At 61.2% G+C, this 22,102-nt stretch carries 19 protein-coding genes; 6 read left to right on the top strand and 13 right to left on the bottom strand.

The window, feature by feature from the left end:
• Positions 1-151: 151 nt before the first annotated feature.
• Positions 152-1,153, bottom strand: coding sequence for a reverse transcriptase domain-containing protein (locus B0G76_RS19050; protein WP_259460634.1), 1,002 nt, complete (start codon positions 1,151-1,153; stop codon positions 152-154).
• Positions 1,154-1,170: 17 nt separating this feature from the next.
• Between B0G76_RS19050 and B0G76_RS19045 the strand changes: the two genes are divergently transcribed.
• From B0G76_RS19045 to B0G76_RS19035, 3 genes are all read left to right on the top strand, one after another.
• Positions 1,171-1,452 carry a Y4bD/Y4pK family protein gene (locus tag B0G76_RS19045; RefSeq protein WP_120292454.1) on the top strand — a complete coding sequence of 94 codons (282 nt, stop codon included), beginning with the start codon at positions 1,171-1,173 and terminating at the stop codon, positions 1,450-1,452.
• A 52-nt stretch (positions 1,453-1,504) separates the two neighbouring features.
• Positions 1,505-1,837 carry a DUF6788 family protein gene (locus tag B0G76_RS19040; protein ID WP_120293958.1) on the top strand — a complete coding sequence of 111 codons (333 nt, stop codon included), beginning with the start codon at positions 1,505-1,507 and terminating at the stop codon, positions 1,835-1,837.
• Positions 1,838-1,973: 136 nt separating this feature from the next.
• A complete protein-coding gene (locus B0G76_RS19035) occupies positions 1,974-4,025 on the top strand; it encodes a recombinase family protein (protein ID WP_120293957.1) in 2,052 nt (683 codons plus the stop codon).
• 29 nt (positions 4,026-4,054) lie between these two features.
• On the opposite strand, the gene B0G76_RS19030 is transcribed toward B0G76_RS19035, so the two are convergent.
• From B0G76_RS19030 to B0G76_RS18990, 8 genes are all read right to left on the bottom strand, one after another.
• Positions 4,055-4,357 carry a hypothetical protein gene (locus tag B0G76_RS19030; protein ID WP_259460633.1) on the bottom strand — a complete coding sequence of 101 codons (303 nt, stop codon included), beginning with the start codon at positions 4,355-4,357 and terminating at the stop codon, positions 4,055-4,057.
• A gap of 865 nt (positions 4,358-5,222) precedes the next feature.
• The gene (locus B0G76_RS19020) at positions 5,223-6,371 is read right to left on the bottom strand and encodes an exo-alpha-sialidase (protein ID WP_120293956.1); all 1,149 of its coding nucleotides are present in this window, start codon (positions 6,369-6,371) and stop codon (positions 5,223-5,225) included.
• A 34-nt stretch (positions 6,372-6,405) separates the two neighbouring features.
• Entirely contained in the window at positions 6,406-6,675 is a 270-nt protein-coding gene (locus B0G76_RS19015; protein WP_120293955.1) for a MoaD/ThiS family protein, read from the bottom strand.
• Between the two features lie 267 nt (positions 6,676-6,942).
• Positions 6,943-7,614, bottom strand: a complete 672-nt coding sequence (locus tag B0G76_RS19010; RefSeq protein WP_120293954.1) for a GntR family transcriptional regulator — start codon at positions 7,612-7,614, stop codon at positions 6,943-6,945.
• 167 nt (positions 7,615-7,781) lie between these two features.
• Positions 7,782-9,071, bottom strand: a complete 1,290-nt coding sequence (locus B0G76_RS19005; protein ID WP_120293953.1) for an amidase — start codon at positions 9,069-9,071, stop codon at positions 7,782-7,784.
• A gap of 125 nt (positions 9,072-9,196) precedes the next feature.
• Positions 9,197-10,183 (bottom strand): ABC transporter substrate-binding protein, encoded by a 987-nt coding sequence (locus B0G76_RS19000; RefSeq protein WP_259460632.1) that lies wholly within the window; start codon positions 10,181-10,183, stop codon positions 9,197-9,199.
• Positions 10,165-10,884 carry an ABC transporter permease gene (locus B0G76_RS18995; RefSeq protein ID WP_259460631.1) on the bottom strand — a complete coding sequence of 240 codons (720 nt, stop codon included), beginning with the start codon at positions 10,882-10,884 and terminating at the stop codon, positions 10,165-10,167. Before B0G76_RS18995 ends, B0G76_RS19000 begins: the two co-directional genes overlap by 19 nt.
• A gap of 92 nt (positions 10,885-10,976) precedes the next feature.
• A complete protein-coding gene (locus B0G76_RS18990) occupies positions 10,977-11,834 on the bottom strand; it encodes an ABC transporter ATP-binding protein (RefSeq protein ID WP_120293951.1) in 858 nt (285 codons plus the stop codon).
• Positions 11,835-12,118: 284 nt separating this feature from the next.
• Here B0G76_RS18990 and B0G76_RS18985 point away from each other — a divergent pair, with 284 nt between their 5' ends.
• Positions 12,119-12,415 carry a hypothetical protein gene (locus tag B0G76_RS18985; protein ID WP_147394064.1) on the top strand — a complete coding sequence of 99 codons (297 nt, stop codon included), beginning with the start codon at positions 12,119-12,121 and terminating at the stop codon, positions 12,413-12,415.
• Positions 12,416-12,803: 388 nt separating this feature from the next.
• Here the strand turns inward: B0G76_RS18985 and B0G76_RS18980 are convergent, their stop codons facing one another.
• Together B0G76_RS18980 and B0G76_RS18975 are read right to left on the bottom strand one after the other, a co-directional pair.
• Positions 12,804-13,970, bottom strand: coding sequence for a radical SAM protein (locus B0G76_RS18980; RefSeq protein WP_120293949.1), 1,167 nt, complete (start codon positions 13,968-13,970; stop codon positions 12,804-12,806).
• Positions 13,971-14,401: 431 nt separating this feature from the next.
• Positions 14,402-15,316, bottom strand: a complete 915-nt coding sequence (locus B0G76_RS18975; protein ID WP_120293948.1) for a LysR family transcriptional regulator — start codon at positions 15,314-15,316, stop codon at positions 14,402-14,404.
• 135 nt (positions 15,317-15,451) lie between these two features.
• Here B0G76_RS18975 and metE (B0G76_RS18970) point away from each other — a divergent pair, with 135 nt between their 5' ends.
• The gene (metE, locus tag B0G76_RS18970) at positions 15,452-17,731 is read left to right on the top strand and encodes a 5-methyltetrahydropteroyltriglutamate--homocysteine S-methyltransferase (protein WP_120293947.1); all 2,280 of its coding nucleotides are present in this window, start codon (positions 15,452-15,454) and stop codon (positions 17,729-17,731) included.
• 144 nt (positions 17,732-17,875) lie between these two features.
• Here metE (B0G76_RS18970) and cobF read toward each other — a convergent pair whose 3' ends face one another.
• Both cobF and B0G76_RS18960 read right to left on the bottom strand, forming a co-directional pair.
• Positions 17,876-18,640 (bottom strand): precorrin-6A synthase (deacetylating), encoded by a 765-nt coding sequence (cobF, locus tag B0G76_RS18965; RefSeq protein WP_120293946.1) that lies wholly within the window; start codon positions 18,638-18,640, stop codon positions 17,876-17,878.
• Between the two features lie 90 nt (positions 18,641-18,730).
• The gene (locus tag B0G76_RS18960) at positions 18,731-19,654 is read right to left on the bottom strand and encodes a LysR family transcriptional regulator (protein WP_120296534.1); all 924 of its coding nucleotides are present in this window, start codon (positions 19,652-19,654) and stop codon (positions 18,731-18,733) included.
• Positions 19,655-19,797: 143 nt separating this feature from the next.
• Here B0G76_RS18960 and metE (B0G76_RS18955) point away from each other — a divergent pair, with 143 nt between their 5' ends.
• A complete protein-coding gene (gene metE / locus B0G76_RS18955; RefSeq protein ID WP_120293945.1) occupies positions 19,798-22,092 on the top strand; it encodes a 5-methyltetrahydropteroyltriglutamate--homocysteine S-methyltransferase in 2,295 nt (764 codons plus the stop codon).
• Positions 22,093-22,102 lie beyond the last annotated feature (10 nt).

The raw sequence follows: 22,102 nt of genomic DNA, 5'->3' as shown, positions 1-22,102 counted from the left end.
GCTGGGTTTGTCTGTTGCCACCTCTTTCGTCTGGTGGTGCCCCAATAACCTCGCCGTAACCCCGTTTCCACATCCCGCTCATCGAACCCGCCGTGCAGATCTCGCAACGGGCTCTCGGACGAGACATCACGCCTTCGTACACGGCAAGTCACTACCAAGGCCCCTGTAGACGAACGAGTCCGAAGTGCCCGTAGAGGTGCGAGGGTGGATAGCTCCCGCCCCGGCGACGTCTTACCTTGTGCTTGGTACGTAACCACCGACGCAACCGCGTGCTGGTGTAGCTATCGAGCGCCCGATATGCGCGACTGACCGTGCCTACCTTAAAGTAGTTCGCCCAGCCGCGTAGCGTGCGGTTCAATTTGCCAATCAGCTCCGTGGTGTCCATCCACGTCATGGAAGCGGCGGTCAGCGCGTGAACCTTCTCAACCGTGCGCCGGATACTCTTCTTCGACGGCTTCATGCCCATACGGGCCTGACCAGTCGTTGCCGAGTACATCCGCCCAAACGTGTAACCCAGGAAGTCGAATTCCCCTTCCGGAACCTTGCAGATTTGCGTCTTCTCCTCGTTGACCGTCAGCTTCAGCTTGCCCATGATCGCGCGCAGTTGCAGTAAGGCCTCTTCGGCCTTGCCTCGCTTGCACAAGATCACAAGATCGTCCGCGTAGGTCACGATTCGACTGCCAAGACTGCGCTGAAGTCCGAGCTTCTTCCATGCCAACGCAAATCGGCGCATATAAATATTCGCCATCAGTGGTGAAACGGGTGAGCCTTGCGGAATGCCGCGCCTGCTGTCCCTGGCCTCCGTTGTACGTTTCTTCCGACCACGTTTGTCGGTTTCTTCAACAGAGCACTCCAGCCACATCCTGATCAGATGCAGCACACGCCGATCAACGATGCGACGCGCGAGCGACAACATCAGTTCGGCGTGGGGAATACTTCCGAAGTAGTCCGCGAGATCGGCGTCAACGACGTCCGTTTGCCCTCGGTGCAGGCGTTCCTCCACCTCGATTACCGCTTGCTGGGCATTTCGCCCCGCGCGGTAGGCGTACTGCTCTGGCGGAAGGTCCGCTTCGAAGATCGGTTCGAGCACCAGCATCGCTGCTGTCATGCACACCCGATCTCGCAGGGTCGAGACGGTCAACGCGAACTGCACAGGGGCTCAGTAAGCATTTGGGTTGGGCTGAGATCCGCCATCCCTTTCATCCCCTCAGAGGCCAACGCTTTCCGGTCCTGAAGACCCGTCGCGTCGCCGGCACCGACACGCTGCTCCTCGGCCATGAGGAATGCGGCAGCTTTAGCATTGCGCGCGAATGGACGGACTGGGGGGCACCATCCGCTCACGACGACGCGAGCATCACCGCATGCCGATTCGATCTCGACATGTTGCTTGAACTGGTCGCGTTGATCGACCTGCTTGCCCCGTCCAGGAAGTCTTTAAACAAAGGAGCTTGATCAATGCGACTCCTTGACCTATTATCAGACCAGTTTTTAACGTGGTCCGCCCATGGAAGATATTCCGTCATCCACTTTACGCAGACGCCGCGCGCAATTGCTGAAGCAAATGCCGGCGTTAGAGACGCTCTTGCGCGGCTCGCTCATCGAGCGCTACAAGCGCTGCGGCAAACCGGGCTGCAAGTGTGCAGACGGCCCCGGCCATGGTCCCAAGTACTACCTGTCCGTGAGCTTTCCCGGCCGCCGTCCGCAAATGGACTACGTGCCGCAAGCCGATTACACCGAGGTCGCCGAGCACCTGGCGAACTATCACCGCGTTCGCGAGATCATCGAGGAGATCTGCGAGATCAACCGCGAACTATTGCGCCGCCGCGAGGCGCTCTGAGGGGCGCCGGTGAGCCAGTCGTCGTTGTCGCTCACCCACATCATCGATCCGCAATCGGCCGGCGTACTCATCGCCAACATGCTCGAGGCTTGGCTCACCGCCGAGCCCGAGCTGGAGCTGACCGAGGAGGCCTTCGATGAACACCAAGATCACCCCCCAACATCAAAGCAAGCCGGCGTACATCTACATCCGCCAGTCGACGCTGGCCCAGGTACGACACCATCAGGAGAGCACCGAGCGTCAATACGCGTTGCGCGACAAAGCGATGGCACTGGGTTGGCCGGAGACGGCGATCCGGGTCCTGGACCGCGATCTCGGCCAGTCGGGGGCGCAGATGACGGGCCGCGAAGACTTCAAGACCCTCGTAGCGGACGTCTCGATGGGGAACGTGGGTGCTGTATTCGCACTGGAGGTTTCTCGCCTGGCACGCTCGAATCTAGACTGGCATCGCCTGCTCGAACTGTGCGCGCTCACCCATACGCTCGTGATCGACGCCGATGGCTGCTACGACGCGGGCGACTTCAACGACGGCCTGATACTTGGTCTCAAAGGTACGATGGCACAGGCCGAACTGCACTTCTTGCGCGGCCGCCTCCAGGGCGGCAAACTCAACAAGGCGAAGAAGGGTGAGTTGCGCTTTCCACTGCCCGTCGGCTTGTGCTACGGCGATGACGGCCGCATCGTCCTGGATCCCGATGACGAGGTACGCGGTGCCGTGCAGCTCGCATTCCGTCTGTTTCAGGAGACCGGCAGCGCGTACGCGGTTGTCAAGCGCTTTGCCGAAGGGGGCCTGCGCTTTCCAAAGCGTGCCTATGGAGGTGCCTGGGCAGGTCGACTCATCTGGGGGCGCCTGAGTCACGGACGTGTTCTCGGTTTGATACGGAATCCTTCCTATGCCGGCATCTATGTTTTTGGACGATATCAGTATCGTCAGCGCATCACACCACAGGGAGAGGTCCATAAGCACGTACAGCCGGTTCCGAAGACAGAGTGGCGCGTTCATCTGCCAGACCATCATGATGGATATATCACCCCGGAGGAATTTGAGCGCAACCAGGAACACCTGGCGCAAAACAGGACCAACGGCGAAGGTACCGTGCTCAGTGGTGCGGCGCGTGAAGGATTGGCGCTGCTTCAGGGGCTGCTGATATGCGGCGGCTGTGGTCGGGCGTTGACTGTTCGCTACCAGGGTAACGGCGGCCTTTATCCATTGTACTTATGCAGTGCTCGTCGCCGCGAAGGGCTGGCGACCACAGATTGCATGAGCATGCGCAGCGACCTACTTGACAACGCAATTGGCGAGGCTGTATTCACCGCCCTGCAACCAGCCGAACTCGAGCTCGCCGTGACCGCCCTGAGCGAACTCGAGCAACGCGATCATGCCATCATGCGCCAGTGGCACATGCGCATCGAACGCGCCGAGTATGAGGTCGCACTCGCTGAACGTCGCTATCAGGAATGCGATCCGGCCAACCGTCTGGTCGCGGGTACCCTCGAGCGGCGCTGGAACGACGCGATGCTTCACCTTGAGGCGATCAGGACGGAATCCGCCCAGTTCCAGAGCCAGAAGGCACTCGTCGCGACGTCCGAACAGAAAGCTCAGGTCCTCGCGCTGGCGCGCAATCTGCCGCGCCTCTGGCGGGCGCCGACCACGTCAGCGAAGGACCGCAAGCGCATGTTGCGACTGCTCATCCGGGACATCACGGTCGAGAAACTATCTGCCACGCGACAAGCCGTGCTGCATATCCGCTGGCAGGGTGGCCCGTGCACCGACATCACCGTCGATCTGCCCAGGCCGCGCCCCGAAACAATACGCTATCCGGCGGAGACCGTCGACCAGGTCCGCAAACTGTCGCAACGTCTGTCCGACCCACAAATCGTTGCGCACCTCAATCAGGAAGGCTTGCGCAGCGCGACTGGCAAATCGTTCACGCTCTCCATGGTCAAATGGATACACTACCGATACGAGATTGCGGCAACCAGCTTCAAACGCCCCGACGAGCTTACGGTACAGCAACTCGCTGACCGGCTGGGCATCAGTACACACATGGTGTATTACTGGATCGAGCGCCAGGTTGTCCAGGCCCGCAAGCTCGATGGACGCGGTCCTTGGTGGATCACGCCCAATCGCACCAAAGAACAACAACTGCGGCGCTGGATACGCACTTCAGGACATCTTCAGCGGTAACGTTCCAACACTCAACTGGCAGAGGTGCATTATGAAATCACCGTCGGGATGCCCAGTGGCCTCAACTTGCCATTGGCCTTCAGGATAAACACTCTTCTGATAGGGTCCGGCCGGTAAGTCTCCTGCCTGAGCGCAAGCGCCAGTTCACCGAGCCACTTCTGCACCCCGTACGCTTCGACCTCCGCGAAGTCCTGCCGATCGACACCCGGCGCGCCCCTGTTCGAGCGACACTGGGCGTACGCATGCGCCAGCACATCCTCGCGATAGATCTTGTCGTACAGCGCGTAGAAGCGATACCCGGCTTTTGCCTTCGCTTTCGCGTGTAACGCCATCTGCAGCTTCTGAACACGAATCGGAGTTGATAGGTTGCCCAATCTCCACGTCCTCACTACGTATTGCGTCTGTCTTGAACTGAGGCCCCTTCCCTCCACCAGCATTACCCGGCTTCAGCGGTAATACGGGCCTCTCCGTCATCCCAAGGCGCCCGGCCTGTCCCTCGCGGGCGTCAGGTTGGTCATCCCTGACCACGCCGAGGGACTTCCCGTGTTGCGTACGCTTTCCTTGTGTACATGCTGTCGCCACTACCCCGGCGCAGCGACTGGGCGTCCAGCCTGCTCATTCACCCAGTCGTATCAGCCTTCCCCGATAGGGTTGCCGGGTCGGCCTGCGCATCGTCCTTTTCGAGGCTTGCTCGGCGTTCACTCGCGTTACGGCCTGCATACTCGCGCTGTCACCGTATTTCGTGACACGCTTCACCGAAGGCTTCAACCGCTTCGTTACCTCCACGATTGCTCCGGTTGCTTCCGGCTGGAGCGGGTGCCGGGTGGGGCTTGCACCCACTGGGAAAGCGCCGCCTTTGCACGGCGCACGCCATGAAGGGTCATTCGTCAGAATCATTCTCCGGACGCACAGGGGGCGGCTCCGCACCTGCAAACGGCCGTTCGATTGGCGAAAATGAGCTGCGTCCTCCGCCAAAAGCTGTCTCTCGCGCAGGGCGCCCGCGTGACTGCTGGTGCTGATCAGACGTTCGGCGAAGTGTCAAAAAGTCTCTTGTGACAAGGCGAGCTACACAAAGCGGTTCGCCAGCGCGTACGGCTCGAACTATCGATCCATCACGCCGATGCACGCATTCAGGCTATGTCCGGCGCATGAATGGCAATGTAGGCGTTTCATGTCTTACCAGCCCGCCCCGCGCCCTCATCCAAACCGAACACAATAAGCAGGCGGCAAATGTGCTGAAATCAAATGCCAGCTTTCGCCGCCGTCGTCGGACGTCCATAGCGCGCCGGTGGTCGACGCCATTGCGAGGCGCGTGCCGGAGTCATCTACAGCGAGCCCGTGCCGATACACGAGGTCATACGCCGGTGCAGGCGGCAACCCGTTCGAGAAACGCTCGAACGTGCGGCCGCCGTCGCGTGTGCGCGTGACGACGAACTGGCCGTCCACCGGGATCCGGCACTGGTCTTTCACCGCGGGCACAAACCACGCGGTGTCCGGCTCGCGCGGATGCACGGCAACCGCGAAGCCGAAGCTCGATGGCTGCGCTTCGATCCGTTGCCAGTGCGCCGCGCCGTCGGTCGAGCGGAAGATCGCGCAGTGATGCTGCGTCCACAGCGCATCTGGATTTGCGGCGCATTGCACGACGCGGTGCGGGTCTTGCACGTTGGCATCGCCGCGCCGCGCCGGCGGCATGTAGTCGGCCTCCATGCCTTCGGCACTGACGCGCCAGGTCGCGCCGCCGTCGGCGGTTTGCCAGACGCCGCCACACGACACGCCGATCGTCACGTGCCGGCTGTCACGCGGATCGACCATCACGGAATGGATGCCCGGCGCGTCGTAGCCGCCTCCGAACCATTCTCGGCGCTCCGGGCGATCCCACAGCGCCCGGTTGAGCAGCCATGTGTCGCCGCCGTCGTCGGAACGGAAGAGCCCGCCGGGAATCGTGCCGGCCCACAGGACGCCCGGCTCGTCCGGGCCGCCGGTTTCGAGCGACCAGATTTGCTGGAGCGTCCAGGGAGGAGCCGGCGGGCTGGGCACGGCCGCGCTCGCATTGTCCGCGCTCGTGTCCGCGCCGTCACCGGTATGCGTCTCGTCGGCAGGCTGCAGCGGGTAGACGGGGACCGCGCACTCTTCCCAATCCTCTATGCCCGCGCGCCGGCGATGCAGCTTCACGCCGAAGTGGCCGAGATTGAGCGCGGCATACAGCGAACCGTCGCGCGGATCAGGCAGTACCATGCTCACCGGCTCGCCCACGAAATACGGCTCACCGAGCGTCCAGCCGCCCTCGCCGTCGGCTTGCAGAACGAACAATCCCTTGCGGGTTGCAACAAGCAATCGATCGCTCATGTGGAGTGTCTCCTGGAGTAAGAGTGGAACCTTCTTATCCGCCCGACAACGCCTGTATGACGTAAACCCGGCTTTCCTCGCCGAGCGCATCGGACAGATGTTGTCGGTCGCGCACCGGCCGGCCGTCGACAAATACGGCGAGATGCCTTCGCAGTGAGCCCTGATCGTCAAGGATGTAGCCGCGCAGCCGAGGTTGCGCGGCGAAGACGGCCTCCAGTGCTTCGCCGAGCGTGTGCGCGTCGATCTCGCGCTCGGGCGTTGCGATATGCCGTTGAATCGAAGCAGCGAAGAAGATGTGCGCCATGGCGGGGTAGCCGAGCGGGAATGGCCTGTTCGTCGATTCTGCAGTTTAGACGATCCGCCGGGTGCTTCGGGGCATCGCCATACAACAGACGACAGGTTGCGCCTCCGAAGCGGCCGTTGCGGTGTCGCGAGTCCGAAAGGCGGCTCGGGGTCGGCACGAGCCCGATGCAGCCGGCAGCACGCGGCCATCTTCGGACGTCGGCCAGTGCTGTCATACGATCACTCGAAAGTCTCCTCCGCCTGGACAACGGACATTCTTGCCGCGGGCTCAGGCTTGCGCCTCGGTGACCGCCGCCTGCGGCCGCTGGCCAACGCACTGGACCACGGCTGCCAGCGTGTTCTCGAGATGGGAGCGGGTCTGCGCATAGACCGCCTCCGCGTCCCGGCTCCGGTACGCCGCCAGCAATCCGGCATGCTCGGCGCTGTTGTTGCCCATGATGTCCTGCTGCACATGCATTGCAAGTTCAACATAGGGTCGGGCAACGACCGAGAGTGCTCCGACCATCGCGAACAGCCGGGTCTCCGCCTGGCTTACGACGAGATGTTCGTGGAACTCCTCGTTGAGGACCGCCCATGTTTCCGGCGAGGCGGTCGCACCCATCGTTTCATGACAGCTCGCGGCTGTCTCGAGTTGTGACGCGGTGATGTGCTCGCACGCCTTTTTCGCGAGCATCGGCTCGAGCACCATCCGCAGTCCGTAGATTTCGGCGACGTCGGTTGCGGTGAGTCCGCGCGTCAATACACCCTTGTTCGGATCGATCGACACCAGACCTTCAGCGCGCAGATCGCGAAACGCTTCGTGCACGGGAGTCGTGCTCACGTTCAGGCGCGCGGCAACTTCCTCTTGCCGAAGATGCGTATTGGGGGGCAGCCCTTTCAGAATCTCCGCACGTAATGTGCTGAGCACGTATTGCTGGGCAGTCTTGAAGTGTCTGGCCAATGCTTACCCTCTCACGCTAATCCGATGTGCTTGTTGAGTGCGGACTGCACGGCATCTTACGGAAAAGCTCTTTTTTCACGTCTCTTTTGCCCTGATCTGACTCTCATGAACCGCGTGGCGCCGACCCGCGCCGGTTGGCAGGATCGGCGGCACGCGACCGGACGAGGTTAGCGAAACGCTGGCAATGCAGCCTTGACCCACGCCGCAATCTGCAGCATCGAGAGATCTGCGCCGCGATCGCCCGCCAATTGAAATCCCAGCGGCAGGCCTTTCGCCGATCTGCCAGATGGAATCGTGACCGCCGGCATGCCGAGCAAACTCCACGGCGCACAGAAAGTCGCGTCGCCGGTGTCATCGAGCCCGAGCGGCGCTTCGCCGGTCGCAGGCACCATCGCTACCGCATCGCAGCCGCCGAGAAACACCGCTGATGCGGCGCGCAGTTCAGCCTGCAACGCCAGAGCTTCCTGATAGCGCGCTGCCGGCACTGCGGCGCCGGCGGCGGTAAGCGCCTTCATGCGTTCGCTGACCTTATCCGGGTGTTTGTCTATCAGCGGGCCGATACCCTTTAGCGCCTCGACCTGCAGGATGGTCTGGAGCGCATCGAGGAGCACTGGCAGGTCCACGTGGAGGTCGAGTTCAACCAGTGTCATACCGGCCGCGCTCAGGCGCTCAAGCGAGGCTTCGAAATTGGCCTTCTGCTCGCTGTCGGGCAGATTCCACATCGAGGTGCGCACCACGCCAAGCTTGTGCGGCCGGCGCGGCTCAAAATAGCGGCTCCAGGCTTCCTGTGACGCAATTGCCTCAGGTTTCGACTCGACGAACAAAGCGTGGGCCAGCGCCACGTCGTCCACCGTGTTGGCAAAGAAGCCGATATGGTCAAGCGACGGCGCGCACGGATGGACCCCTGCGCATGAAACACGGCCGTAGGTTGGCTTGTAGCCGATGACGCCGCAGAAAGCCGCAGGCCGGATTACGGATCCGACGGTTTGCGTGCCGAGCGCGAGCGGCACGATGCCGGCGCCGACTGCCGCGGCCGAACCGCTCGACGAACCGCCGGGCGTATGTTCCGAATGCCATGGGTTGACGGTCGGCCCCGGTTCACGCCATGCGAATTCGGTGGTCACAGTCTTGCCGAACACAATGCCGCCGTACTCGCGGATCCGCGTCACGATCTCCGCGTCTTCAGCCGGCGTGAATTCCGCGTAGATGCGTGAACCGTACGCTGTCGGCATGTCGGCTGTGGAGATCAGATCCTTGAGCGCGATCGGCAAACCAGCGAGCGGCTTGCCGGCGGCACCGTCGAGGTCGTAGTGATTGGGCCGGAAACGGAACGCCTTTAACTGCGGCTCGAGCTCATCCGCGCGCGCGCTGGCTTGTGCGAGCCGCGCTCGGCTCGCATCGGCGTCGCCGCGGCTTGCAATGATGGCAGACACGCATGACTGGTTTTCACTGTTCATGATGATCGTTTGTTTTTGAATAGTACGTGACCGTTCGCCGCGAGCCGACCGTTACCGGGGCGGCGAACACGGGGCTGCGATTTGCCGTTGGCATCGATGCACGCGGATGCCGGACCTGGCGACTGCTATTTGCCGGCCGCCCCGCGTGCGAACGAATTATCGACGGCGCTCGCGTAGGTCACAGTGTCCGGCTTGATGTTGCCGATGTATTCCTGCAATTCGAGTGCATTCTGGAAAGCCTGCGCGGAGATTTCCGGCGTCGTCGCATAGATCTTCTGGCCGATCATGCGGTCAACCGCGGCGGCAATAACGACTTTCGAAAGCGTAGGAAACTCCGCCTCGGCAACAGCCTTAGCCGTATCCGGCGACGACTGGATCATCGCTTCGGCCTCGCCGATCGCCTTCACGAATTCCGCGACCATCTGCGGCTTTGCCCTGATCGTGCCAGCAAGCGTATCGAACGAGGAGAACGCATAGCCGCCGGGATAGGTCTTCGGGAACGCATAGACGACTCTGTAGCCGGACGCGATGCCTTCCTCGACTTGCGGCTCATAGAGCGCGGCTGCCTCAGCGCGGCCGGCCATCACGGGCGACAGTTCAGTGCCGATCTGCACCGTGTTGACCTTCACGTCGGCGATCTTCTCCTGCTTGATCAGTCGTTGCAGCAGATAGGTGCTGGTCGACGGCGGAAGCGCAACGGATATGCTCTTTCCTGACAAATCAGGAGCGCTCCTGAGCGCCGGATTGTCAGGCGCAATGATCCACACCGGCACGCCGGCAACCACATTCGCGACGTTGACGAGCGACGCCCCCTTGAGGTTCGCGAGCACCGCGGTCATCGGGTCCTGCAGCGAGAAGTCCGCGTGGCCGCCGATCACTGCGGCCACGCCGGCCGCGCCTCCACCGGCAGTCACCTTTGTTATGTCAAGGCCGTGTTTCGCGAAGATGCCCTTGTCGATTGCCACGTAGAGCGGCAGATACTGAATCGACTGGAACGCCTGATAGACCGTGACCTTCTCCGGCGTGGCCGCCGCCGCCCCTTGCAAACCGAAGCTGGCCGAAAACGCCACGGCGCAGCATGCCTGCAGAAACTTCATCGTTTCGATTTCCACGTGATGATCCTTTTTTCCGCGTACTGAACAATCCAGGTGAGGATGGCCGCCATCAACGTGAGAACGATGATGCCGAACCAGACTGTGTTGAGGTCAAACAGCGAACCTGCGACAAACACTTCGTGGCCGAGGCCGGCCTGCGACGCAATGTATTCCCCGACCACCGCGCCGATCATGGCGAAGCCGATGTTCACGCGCAGCGTGGAGAAGATCCACGGCAATGCTCCCGGCACGATCAGCTTGCGGAAGATCATCGCCGGCTTCGCATTGAACGAGCGGAACAGGTTGAGCAGGTCGCGGTCCACTTCACGGGCCGCCGCGCAGGATGAAATCATCGCGACCGCGAAGGTGGAAATGGCGGCTAGCCAGATCTTCGACGCCATATCGGACCCGAACCAGATCACGATCAACGGGCCGAGCGCGATCTTCGGGATACTGTTGAGAATCACCGACAACCCTTCGACTATGCCCGACACCCGCGGCAGGAACCACAGCAGCAGACCCAGCCCGATCCCCAGCCCGCTGCCGATCACGAGACCAAAAACGGTTTCGTAAAGCGTCGCTAAGGTATCCGAAATGACGGTGCCATGAAGGAGCCCGATACGGGCGGTTGTGTAAACACCCACGGGCGAACCGAACAGCTGGCCGTTGATCCAGCCGCGCGAGGCCGCGATTTGCCAGATCGCGATCAGCGCGATCATGATCGCCGTGACGGCTCCCGCGCTGCCCAGGTTGCGCGAACCGCGCCGCGCCGGGCGCCGCTGGACGGAGGTCGTCGAAATGATGGCTTCGCTCATGCTGCAAGTCCTGCGTGTTCAGTGCTATGGCCTCGCAACGCACCCCAGATCTGCGCGTGCCAGGTACGGAATTCAGGCGCCTCGCGAGCGGTTATCGCGTTGCGTGTGCCTTCGACGGTCAGCTTGATGTCGAGGGCCTGTTCGATCCGAGCAGGCCGGCCGCCGAGAATGATCACGCGATCGCTCATCGCGATGGCCTCTTCGATGTCGTGCGTCACCAGCACGACGCTGGTGCCGCTGTTCAGGCGCAGCGCCATCACGTCGTCTTCCAGTGCGAGGCGGGTTTCATAGTCGAGCGCCGAGAACGGTTCGTCGAGCAGCACGAGGGTCGGCTCGACGAGCAAGGTGCGCGTCAGCGCGACGCGCTGGCGCATGCCACCGGACAGCGAGTGCGGATAAGCCTGCGCGACGCTGCCGAGGCCATAGCGCGAGAGCATTTGCATGGCCCGATCGATGTCTTCGCGCGTGACCTTACGGAACAATTCGATGCCGAGCAGCGCGTTTTCGAGCACCGTGCGCCACGGAAGCAGCAGGTCCTTCTGCAACATGTAGGCAATGCGGCCGGGCGTGCCGTCGGCCCGCGCGCCGATGCTGATGCGCCCGGCCTGCGGCGCCAGCAGGCCGGAAATCAGGTTGAACAAGGTGCTTTTGCCGGCGCCGCTGCGCCCGACAATCGACACGATTTCGCTTCTGCCGACGCTGAAGTCTAGAGCCGAGAAGATCGGTACACGCGTGCCGTCGTCAGACTCGAACGCATGGCCGAGATTCAGCACCAGCAGACGGGCCGCGGGTGGAAGCGTGTTGATCGAAACTGCTGCAGTCCTGGGCGGTATAGGTGTGGTGAATGAGGTCATCGGCATCGTCGTCGAATGGATAGTTCATCGGGCCCGGGGGCGAATCACACGCCCGGCGGCTGCACAAACGCATGTCGGTATAGCGCGCGAAGATTGAATGCATAATTCAGAATTCATTATGCATAATGCGAAAACCGTGCCAGCACGCAAACGCCAGCGGTCAGGGCCAATGCGAGCCGGCGTCCGACGCGAACTGCCCCGCCGTCTGCCCTCCAGACCGATAGGGCATCGGAAGCGGTAGCGGCATCGATAGTGTGCACAGGATGCACCACTTGGAGGCAGTGGTGCCGAGATGGGGCGATCCGGCTTCGAATTCCTCATGCGCATTCGCGCAGCCCAAGTGGCGCGCAACGCTCCTCGTGCTCTTCGTCGGCTCGATGTGGGCAGTCTGGTTCGTCTCGGCTGTGCCGCCGTTCCTGCATCTGACGCATTACGGCGTCGTGCCGCACACGCTCGGCGGCCTGGTGGGTATCCTGTACGCGCCGTGGTTGGGGCGCCGTCAAGATTCGGACTTTTACGTACGCGAACGCTTCCGGCAAAGGCGCGACACGCCGTTCAGGGTCGACTTCGAAATGCCGTAATTCGTCGAGCGGAGCTGAGATCCGGGGCAGATGACCGCTCTGGCCGACGAGCGGGTAGCGGCAGTTGTGCGCGCAACGACTCGAGTTCGGCCAATGCCGACGTTGGAGAGGACCCAGTTCTACGCCGGCAGCGAGACGGATTGCCGACGGTGGCATCATCGAGCGGCCGGGCGGCAGCTTCCTCCGTCTCCAACTCACATTCCCGACCCATTGCCGACGCCCAGAATCGTCGTGTGAAGGTCCGTTTGCCTGCGAACATGAGACCTTCCGTTAATGGCGAACGGCACTATTTCCCGAGCTTGCAGATTTTAGGTAAGCACAAGGGGGCGCACTAGCGGGGACCAGCAGATATATTTCCGCGAGCGGGCTTCTCTGCGTCAGATCGAGCTTATAAATCCTGCCGGAGCGAAGGGCGTCGGCCGATCCGTCCTGCGAGCGAGGTAAGCGCCAGTCGAGGTAACTCTTCGATCGAAAGTGCCCACAACGAATACGCGACGCTGCGCTGGAACAACGAACTGACGGCAACCCGAAAGTCGCCCCGGCCCAGAGCGTACACCGAGTCAGTCGCGGCAATGGCACCGTGCATCAGAACGCTGGCATGACGGTAACACGCCATCATGCAGGCATTGCAGGGCTCCCGTTGATCGGGTATGCGATCGAAGTCGAAGACCGAGCCCATCGGCTCCGACCAGGCCTCGCAACGCCAGACATCGAGGTTCCAGTCGATATAAAAATACTTGCTGCCGCCGATACATGGAATCAGTTGTTCTTCGCCACGCACGAACCGGGCGACCTCAGTGAGCGCTGCGCTCGGGTCCATCACACGAAAGCGCTTTTTGAGGTTCGCGATTTCGCCCAACGCGTCAAGCAGTTCGTCACGACTCAGGTCGACGAGCGCCGATTTTTCATCGTAGACAAGCGATGTGGAACCGAACGGCTCGCGCCTCGGATAAGAAAACGTGACGGCATCGAAGCCAAGCCGCGCGAGCGTCTCCGGTAGTGCGTCATAACGGACCAGACGGCTCACGGTGACCGACGCACAGACCGGGATGCCGAAGGCGTGAGCCCGAGCAATGCCCTCAACGATACGAGCCTCAAGGCCGTGCAGGCCGCGATTAAGCTCGTGCTCGCTCATGTCCGCGCTATCGATTGAGATAAGGAGACGCTTGAGGCCAGCTGCTGCCAGCTGCTCGATATGTCGGGGGAGGAACCAGCCGTTTGTGATCAGGCCGCAGTGCATGCCGGCTTGCGTGGCCAAGGCCACGAGCGATTCGATCTCCGGGTGAACCAGCGGCTCGCCCCCTTGGAACGTCATGTAGCGAATCCGGCGTCTACGCAGGATCGGCAGCGCACGCGCAAACTCGTCAGGCTCCAGATAGCGACGCGGGCCTGCCAGGTGCTTGTCGCGCGAGAACCCGCAGAAGTCGCATGCAGCGTTGCACAGGTTCGTCACCGATACGTCGCAGACCGCCGGCAGAGGATTCTGGGGTTCGCTGGCATTACGATCGACGTGCAGGCGATCGCGCCACACAATGCCCTGCTCTTTCGAATCCATAGAACCCTCTCTGCGAAGTCAGGAGTTTGGCCCGAACCATCGTAGCATACGCGCCATACGTGAAACGACGATGCGTAATGGGGTCATTGTGCTGGTTGCGCGACCAAAACAGCCCGCATGTACGCGAGCAGTTGCAAAGCGGCCGCTCCGCCTGGCATCAGCAACTGTCTTTTCATGGCCGAAGGCAGGCATCGAATAACCCTTAACGAACTGAGACGGACGACGACCGTCCCCGTTCGACCCACTGCGACCCCACACTCGACCGGTGCGAACGGTCGCTCCTCGCTGCAAATCTACCTGTCACTTCCGGTGGGGCAGCTTGCCTTCTCATCTTCGGTGATCCGCGTGTCGGCGAAGTTGGCTAGTCTGCGTGCTGCATCGGCGGTGCTGTCCGTTGGGCAGCGCGAGCGGTTTGCGTTCGAGGTGCTGTGTCATGGTGTTTCCCGTTGTTCAGTCAGTGCCACTTCCGGTTTGCGCGCTAGATCGACAAAGGCCTTGAGGTAGTCAATTTCCGTGTCTGTCTCGCGGGCACCCAGGAAGATCTGCTTGGCGATGCCTTTTCGCCCCAGGCGTACCGGGACGATGTTCATCGTGTCGGCGTATTCTTCCACCAGCCAGCGAGGCAATGCCGCTACGCCCCTGCCGCTTGCCACCATCTGCAACATGATGTCGGTGGTCTCGATCGCCTTGTGGCGCCGTGGCGTGACACCGGCTGGCATCAGGAACTGATTGTAGATATCGAGCCTGTCGGTCTCCACCGGATAGGTAATCAACACTTCCCGCGTCAACTGGTCCGGCTTTACATACTCAGCTCCGGCAAGCACGTGCTCACGGTTCACCACCAGCACCTGCTCGTAGTCGAACACCGGTTCAAAGCGTAAGCCCGGCTTATAGAGCGGATCTGGCGTCACTAGCAGATCGATCTCATAGCCGAACAACGCGCCGATCCCTCCAAACTGGAACTTCTGTTTGACGTCGACATCGACGTCGGGCCAGCGCGCGAGATAGGGCGAGACCACCTTGAGCAACCACTGGTAGCAGGGATGGCATTCCATCCCGATGCGAAGCGAGCCACGCTCGCCCTGCGCGTACTGGCCCAGTCGTTCTTCGGCAAGCGCCAGTTGCGGCAGCACACGATTCGCCACGGCAAGCAGGTATTGACCGGCCTGGGTCAATCGCAGGCTGCGCCCCTCGCGCAGCCAGATGTCGGCACCCAGTTGCTGCTCCAGCTTTTTCATGGTGTGGCTGAGCGCCGACTGCGTCACACACAGGATTTCCGCCGCAGCGGTGAGGGATCCGTGTTTGTCCACCGCCTGGACGATGGCCAGATGAGTTCTTTCAAGCATGCGCTGCGACCCAATAATATATGAGTAAAACTAATGGTTCGTTGAATTAGCACCATTTTACTTCATGGATGTCATTCTATACGATCCACGCATCCCGATTCACACATCCGCAACTGACCGAATCAAGGCGAAACGATGGCAACGACACACAATCTGGGCTTTCCCCGTATCGGCGCGAAGCGCGAACTGAAATTCGCACTCGAGTCCTACTGGAAAGGCGAGTCCTCGCTCGGCGAACTGAAAGCGCTGGGTGCTCAACTGCGCCAGCGTCACTGGACACACCAGGCGGATCTGGGTCTGGCTGCGGTGGGCGACTTCGCCTTCTACGACCAGGTACTGGACATGAGCTTCACGCTGGGCAACCTGCCGGAACGCGTGCACGGCTTCCATGGCGACGCCCTCGACAACTACTTCCGCGTCGCCCGCGGCCGCTCGGCAAAAGGTGCCGAGGACCACAGCGCGTGCTGCAGCGGCGTCGCTGCTGGCGAGATGACCAAGTGGTTCGATACCAACTATCACTACATCGTCCCTGAATTCAGCGCTAGCACCGAATTCAAGCTCGATCCGTCGCGCCTGCTGGAACAACTGGCTGAAGCGAAAGCACAAGGCGTCAAGGTCAAGCCGGTGATCGTCGGCCCTGTGACCTATCTTGCGCTCGGTAAGGCCAAGGACGACTCCGACAAGCTGGCCCTGCTGCCGGCCTACGCGGAACTGCTGGCCACGCTCGCGGCGCAAGGCGTCGAATGGGTTCAGATCGACGAGCCTATCCTCGTCACCGAACTGTCGGCTGAATGGCAGCAAGCGTACGTGAGCGCCTACGAGGCACTGGCGAACGGCAAGGTCAAGCTGTTGCTTGCTACGTACTTCGGCCAGTTGCTCGACAACCTGTCGCTGCCTTGCAAACTGCCGGTGCAGGGCCTGCATCTGGATGCTGTCAATGCCCGCGCCGAAATCGAAGCGGTAATCAGCCAATTGCCCCAGGACCGCGTGCTGTCGCTGGGCGTGATTAACGGCCGCAACATCTGGAAGACGGACCTCGCCGGCGTACTCGATTGGCTCGAGCCAGTCGCAAAGCAACTGGGCGACCGCCTCTGGATCGCACCGTCGTGCTCGCTGCTGCATGTGCCGGTGGATCTCGACAGCGAGCAGAAGCTGGATGCGGAAGTCCGCTCCTGGCTCGCCTTTGCGCTACAGAAACTGGTCGAACTGAAGGTGCTGGCCACCGCACTGAACCAGGGCCGTGACGCCGTGAAGGCTGAACTCGCAGCAAACAGCGCCGCCATTGCCGCACGCCGTGCGTCGCCGCGCGTGAACAACCCGGCGGTCAAGGCTGCCCTCGCGAAGATCAATCCGGCCCTGGGTCAGCGCAAAAATGTCTATCCGGCGCGCGCCGACAAGCAGGCTGCATTGTTGAAGCTGCCGGCTTACCCGACCACGACCATCGGCTCGTTCCCGCAGACTGGCGAAATTCGCCATGCGCGTAGCCAGTTCAAGAGCGGCGCACTGGACGAAGCCGGTTACAAAACCGCGATGCGCGCCGAGATCGAGCGCAGCGTGCGCGAGCAGGAAGCGCTTGGCCTGGACGTGCTGGTGCACGGCGAAGCCGAGCGTAACGACATGGTGGAATACTTTGGCGAACAGCTCGATGGCTACGCTTTCAGCCAGTTCGGCTGGGTGCAGTCGTACGGTTCGCGTTGCGTCAAGCCGCCTATCCTGTTCGGCGACATCAGCCGTCCGAAGGCCATGACCGTCGAATGGATCAAGTACGCCCAGTCGCTCACCAACAAGCCGATGAAGGGCATGTTGACGGGCCCGGTGACGATTCTGAACTGGTCCTTTGTGCGCGACGACCAGCCGCGTTCGGTCTCGTGCTACCAACTGGCACTGGCCATTCGCGAAGAAGTGCTGGACCTCGAGAAGGCCGGCGTGCGCGTGATCCAGATCGACGAGGCCGCCTTGCGCGAAGGTCTGCCGCTGCGTCAGGCGCAGTGGAAGGAATACCTCGACTGGGCTGTGGAGTCTTTCCGTATCACGGCAAACGGCGTGGATGACGAGACGCAGATCCACACGCATATGTGCTATTCGGAGTTCAACGACATCATCGCGTCGATCGCCGACATGGACGCTGACGTGATCACCATCGAGACCTCGCGCTCGGATATGGAGTTGCTGGACGCGTTCGACAACTTCAACTACCCGAACGAAATCGGACTAGGCGTGTACGACATTCACTCGCCGAACATCCCGACCGAAGAACACATCGTTCAACTGATGAAGAAGGCGGCCGAACGTATTCCGGCGCAACGCCTGTGGGTGAACCCGGACTGCGGTCTGAAGACGCGCCAGTGGGAAGAAGTCATTCCGGCACTGACCAACATGGTGGCAGCTGCCAGGACGCTGCGCGCTTCCGCCTAAGGCGCACGTGCCACCTGCCTGGTGCGTGCGGCGCTGGTTCAAACCGGACCAGCGCCGTGTGTCATCTTCCAGTTCATCCCGTCAAGGTCCTTCATCCAGAACTGATCGACGATCCGCCCTACCAGGCGGTCTATCGGCGACATGTCATTCGCTTTCGCGCCGACACAGCAGATACGTGTCCATCATCCAGCCGTGGGTGCGGCGCGCCTCTGCCCTCACGCGTTCAATATCGTCCATGACGTCGCGCAGCTTTCCCGAAATGAGAATTTCGTCGGGCGTTCCCACGTACGCGCCCCAGTAGATGTCCAGGTCTTCATCCGCGAGGTGCCTGTAAGCATCTTGCGAGTCCAGCATCACGACGACACTATCAACATTATTCGGAAACCCTTCGGCGATTGCGCGACCGTTGGTGATTTCAATCGACCGGCCAATCAGGTTCAGCGGGATCCTGTGTCGCGCAGCAAGCGCCTGAACGCTGCTGATCCCGGGTATCACCTCATAGTCGAACGCGTGCCTGCCACCGCTCGCGATGGCCTCGATGATGCGGATCGTGCTGTCGTAAAGCGAAGGATCGCCCCACACCAGAAAAGCGCCGACTTCGCCGTCGCTCATCTCGTCTGCAATCAGGCGTTCGAATATGAGTTGCTTGTCGCGGTTCAGTTCGTCGACCGTCGATTTGTAGTCCGAGTCGTCGCGTCGGCGTTCAGGGCTGGTCGCCTCGACGATCCGATAACGGTCGCCGCTGATAAACCGCTCGATGATCTGCTTACGCAGCGCGACCAGTTTCTCCTTCGCGACGCCCTTGTCCATCACGAAGAATACGTCGACCTGGTTGAGCGCGTTGATCGCCTGAACCGTCACGTAGTCCGGATTACCCGCCCCAATTCCGATGATCAGGATCTTTTTCATCGCGTCAACTCCTGGCTAATGCAACAGGAGTCCCGATCGAGCACTCCCGCAGCGAATGTCAATTCATGCTGGGTGGGAACATGCAACCACTCACGGATTGCCGGCTATCAGTTCGATGCTGTCCAACTGGGCCGCGCAGATGTCCCGAACGATCTTCACAAAATCGTCGAAGTACGGCCGCCCTGCAATGCCTTTGGGTGCGACGGCATAGAGTTCGCTCCACAATCCCCCGGCACCGACGCGCTTCGCGAGCACGTAGTCGTGGTCGACGTAATTCTTCACACCCCAGTTCGGCAGTGCTGCAATGCCGCGGCGGCTCGCCACCAGTTGCATGATCGCGATGGTCAGTTCGGCGGTTCGCCGTTCGAGTTTGATCCCCGCCGGTTCCAGCACTTCGCGAATCAGGTCGATACGCGATTCCGGCACGGGGTAGGTGATCAGCGTTTCGCCTTGCAGGTCATCGGGACCGATGCGCCGCTTGTTGCGCAACCGATGTTCGTTGGCGATCACGACCTGTATCTCGAACCGGAACAGCGGCGCAATGTGCAGATTACGCCGGGTGGCAGGCTTTGAGCCAATGACCACGTCTGCTTTGCCCTCATTCAGCAGTTTCATCGGGTCGGCATGGAACCCGGCGACCAGATCGACTTCGACTTCCGGCCAGCGTCGGCGAAATTCATCCATGACCGGCATCAGCCAGTCAAAGCACGTGTGGCATTCCAGCACGATTCGCAGTTCGCCCCGCACGTCCCCCTTCAGGCGAACGAGATCACGCTCGGCTGTGGCAACCGCAGCCACTGTTTCCCGTGCCAGGGCAAGTAGCCGCTCGCCAGCAGCCGTAAAACGCAGGCCTTGACGCGTACGCTCGAAGAGGGACACCTCGTAGTGAGCCTCCATATCGCGGATCTGATGCGACAGCGCGGACTGGCTGAGATTGACCCGCTCGGCGGCGGTCACCAGCTTGTCGGATTCGGAGATCGCAATGAGCGAACGAAGATGACGCAGTTCAAGCATGGCACCGCCCGCAATGGCCATGACAATACAGAGAAGGGGGAAAGATCCTGATATGAATGTGGCTCATATGATGATGAAAACATGTCGCTTGATGAATCATACCGTGACTCGCACACTACGCGGCATTCACTCAAGGATTCCGCATGGCCCGCACTCACATCTCCGGTTTTCCGCGCATCGGCGCGCATCGCGAACTCAAGTTCGCGCAGGAATCTTTCTGGCGTGGAGAATCCGACGATGCCTATTTGCGTGGGGTCGGAAAGGAACTGCGCGCCCGTCACTGGGAATTGCAGCGTGCTGCGAAGCTGGATTTCGTCGCAGTCGGCGATTTTGCGTGGTACGACCCGATGCTGAACCTGACCGCCCTGCTCGGCGCGTTACCTGAGCGATTCGGTTTCCAGCCGGCGACCCTGTCGCTCGCCCAGTATCACGAACTGGCGCGGGGCAACAAGGCGCAGCCGGCCATGGAAATGACCAAGTGGTTCGATACCAACTATCACTACCTTGTGCCGGAACTCGGTCCCGACACCACGTTCAATGGCGGCGTCGACTGGTTCTTCGAGGAAATCGACGAGGCGCTCGCACTGGATCATGCGGTCAAGCCGGTGTTGATTGGACCTATCACCTATTTGTGGCTATCCAAAAGCCGTGTTGCAGGCTTTGACCGGCTAACGCTGGTGCCAAAGCTGGTCATCCGCTACCTGCGCATTCTCGACACGCTAAAAGCGCGAGGTATCGAATGGGTCCAACTGGACGAGCCGGCGCTCTGTGTCGATCTCGAAGCGGATTGGCTCGAGGCGTTTTCCGCCGTGTATAACGTGCTGGGCGATTCGGGCGTCAAGGTGCTGCTGGCAACCTATTTCGACACCGCCGCCGATCACGCACCGGCCGTCGCAAAACTGCCTGTTCACGGTGTGCATATCGATCTGGTCAGGGCTCCGCAACAGCTGGAGGCGTGGCGTTCTGCGCTTCCGGCGGACAAGGTCCTATCTGCCGGCGTCGTCGATGGACGCAACGTCTGGCGCGCCGATCTGGGTGCCATTGCGGGTTCACTAGCGAGCCTTCATGCGGAACGCGGCGAACGGCTTTGGATCGCACCGTCCTGCTCGCTTGTCCACGTGCCAGTCACGCTCGCTTCCGAAAAGCGGCTTGATGCCGAACTCCGGTCGTGGCTTGCCTTCGCAACCGAAAAACTTGATGAACTCAGCACGATTGCGCTCGCGCTCCACGATCCGGCAGCGGCCGAGTCAGCGCTCGCAGCGGCAGATACTGCACTCGACTCGCGCAGCAGCTCAGGCGCGGTATTCAATGTATTGGTCCAGCGACGTGTCGCCGCAATCACCGACACGATGGCCAGCCGTAAGAGTCCGTTCACCGACCGAAGTCGTGTGCAGCATCACTCGCTCAAGCTGCCGCTTCTGCCCACCACGACAATCGGTTCATTCCCGCAGACGCCGGCGATACGGCAAGCTCGTGCCGCCTATCGGCGGGGTGAGATACGCGCACTTGAATACCTGGAGCGTATGCGCGCCGAAACGGCGACCGTCGTTCGAAGACAGGAAGAACTCGGACTCGACGTACTGGTGCACGGCGAAGTCGAACGCAACGACATGGTCGAGTTTTTTGCGGACAAACTCTGGGGATGCGCGCTCACCGAAAGCGGGTGGGTTCAGAATTATGGTTCGCAGTGCGTCAAGCCGCCGATTATTTACGGCGACATCTACCGGCCCGAGCCCATGATTGTGGATGCGGCCTGTCACGCGCAGTCTTTGACCAATAGGCTGGTGAAAGGCGTGCTGACCGGGCCGGTAACCATGCTCGAGTGGTCATTTGTTCGTGACGACCAGCCGCGCTCGACTACCGCACTCCAATTGGCTCTGGTCATTCGCGACGAAGTCGTGGACCTCGAAAAAGCCGGTATCCGCATCATCCAGATCGATGAGCCGGCATTCCGTGAAGGGCTGCCACTGCGTAAGACGGACTGGTCCGCTTACCTCGATTGGGCGACCCGGGCATTCCGGATTGCGGCGGGCGGTGTCTCCGACGCCACGCAGATTCACACCCATATGTGTTACTCGGAGTTCAACGACATTCTGCCGTCGATCGCCGCGCTGGATGCGGACGTCATCACAATCGAGACATCGCGCTCATCGATGGAACTGCTCGACGGTTTCGGCGAGTTCGCCTATCCGAACGGAATCGGACCCGGCGTATACGACACGCATTCGTCGCGTGTCCCGAGCGTCGAAGCAATGCAGCGATTGCTCGAACGGGCATGCGAGGTCATTCCCGCTGAACGACTGTGGGTCAATCCCGACTGCGGCCTGAAAACCCGCGGCTGGGCCGAGACCGAAGCCGCGTTGACCAACATGGTGTCAGCCGCCGGAACTTTGCGACAAAGGCTCGCGGAACAAGGGTCTGAAGCATCACAGGTCTAACATCGTAGTG

The organism is Paraburkholderia sp. BL23I1N1 (genome assembly GCF_003610295.1).
GTDB lineage: Bacteria > Pseudomonadota > Gammaproteobacteria > Burkholderiales > Burkholderiaceae > Paraburkholderia.
Note: the sequence above shows the minus strand (reverse complement) of the source record. Positions and strands in the feature narration are given on the sequence as shown.

What these genes read in the sequence shown, in the direction of transcription:
- B0G76_RS19040 (WP_120293958.1), top strand. Translation starts at nt 1,505, where the DNA reads ATGGAAGATATTCCGTCATCCACTTTACGCAGACGCCGCGCGCAATTG.
- B0G76_RS19035 (WP_120293957.1), top strand. Translation starts at nt 1,974, where the DNA reads ATGAACACCAAGATCACCCCCCAACATCAAAGCAAGCCGGCGTACATC.
- B0G76_RS19030 (WP_259460633.1), bottom strand. Translation starts at nt 4,357, where the DNA reads ATGGCGTTACACGCGAAAGCGAAGGCAAAAGCCGGGTATCGCTTCTAC.
- B0G76_RS19020 (WP_120293956.1), bottom strand. Translation starts at nt 6,371, where the DNA reads ATGAGCGATCGATTGCTTGTTGCAACCCGCAAGGGATTGTTCGTTCTG.
- B0G76_RS19015 (WP_120293955.1), bottom strand. Translation starts at nt 6,675, where the DNA reads ATGGCGCACATCTTCTTCGCTGCTTCGATTCAACGGCATATCGCAACG.
- B0G76_RS19005 (WP_120293953.1), bottom strand. Translation starts at nt 9,071, where the DNA reads ATGAACAGTGAAAACCAGTCATGCGTGTCTGCCATCATTGCAAGCCGC.
- B0G76_RS18995 (WP_259460631.1), bottom strand. Translation starts at nt 10,884, where the DNA reads ATGATCGCGCTGATCGCGATCTGGCAAATCGCGGCCTCGCGCGGCTGG.
- B0G76_RS18990 (WP_120293951.1), bottom strand. Translation starts at nt 11,834, where the DNA reads ATGACCTCATTCACCACACCTATACCGCCCAGGACTGCAGCAGTTTCG.
- B0G76_RS18980 (WP_120293949.1), bottom strand. Translation starts at nt 13,970, where the DNA reads ATGGATTCGAAAGAGCAGGGCATTGTGTGGCGCGATCGCCTGCACGTC.
- B0G76_RS18975 (WP_120293948.1), bottom strand. Translation starts at nt 15,316, where the DNA reads ATGCTTGAAAGAACTCATCTGGCCATCGTCCAGGCGGTGGACAAACAC.
- metE (WP_120293947.1), top strand. Translation starts at nt 15,452, where the DNA reads ATGGCAACGACACACAATCTGGGCTTTCCCCGTATCGGCGCGAAGCGC.
- cobF (WP_120293946.1), bottom strand. Translation starts at nt 18,640, where the DNA reads ATGAAAAAGATCCTGATCATCGGAATTGGGGCGGGTAATCCGGACTAC.
- B0G76_RS18960 (WP_120296534.1), bottom strand. Translation starts at nt 19,654, where the DNA reads ATGCTTGAACTGCGTCATCTTCGTTCGCTCATTGCGATCTCCGAATCC.
- metE (WP_120293945.1), top strand. Translation starts at nt 19,798, where the DNA reads ATGGCCCGCACTCACATCTCCGGTTTTCCGCGCATCGGCGCGCATCGC.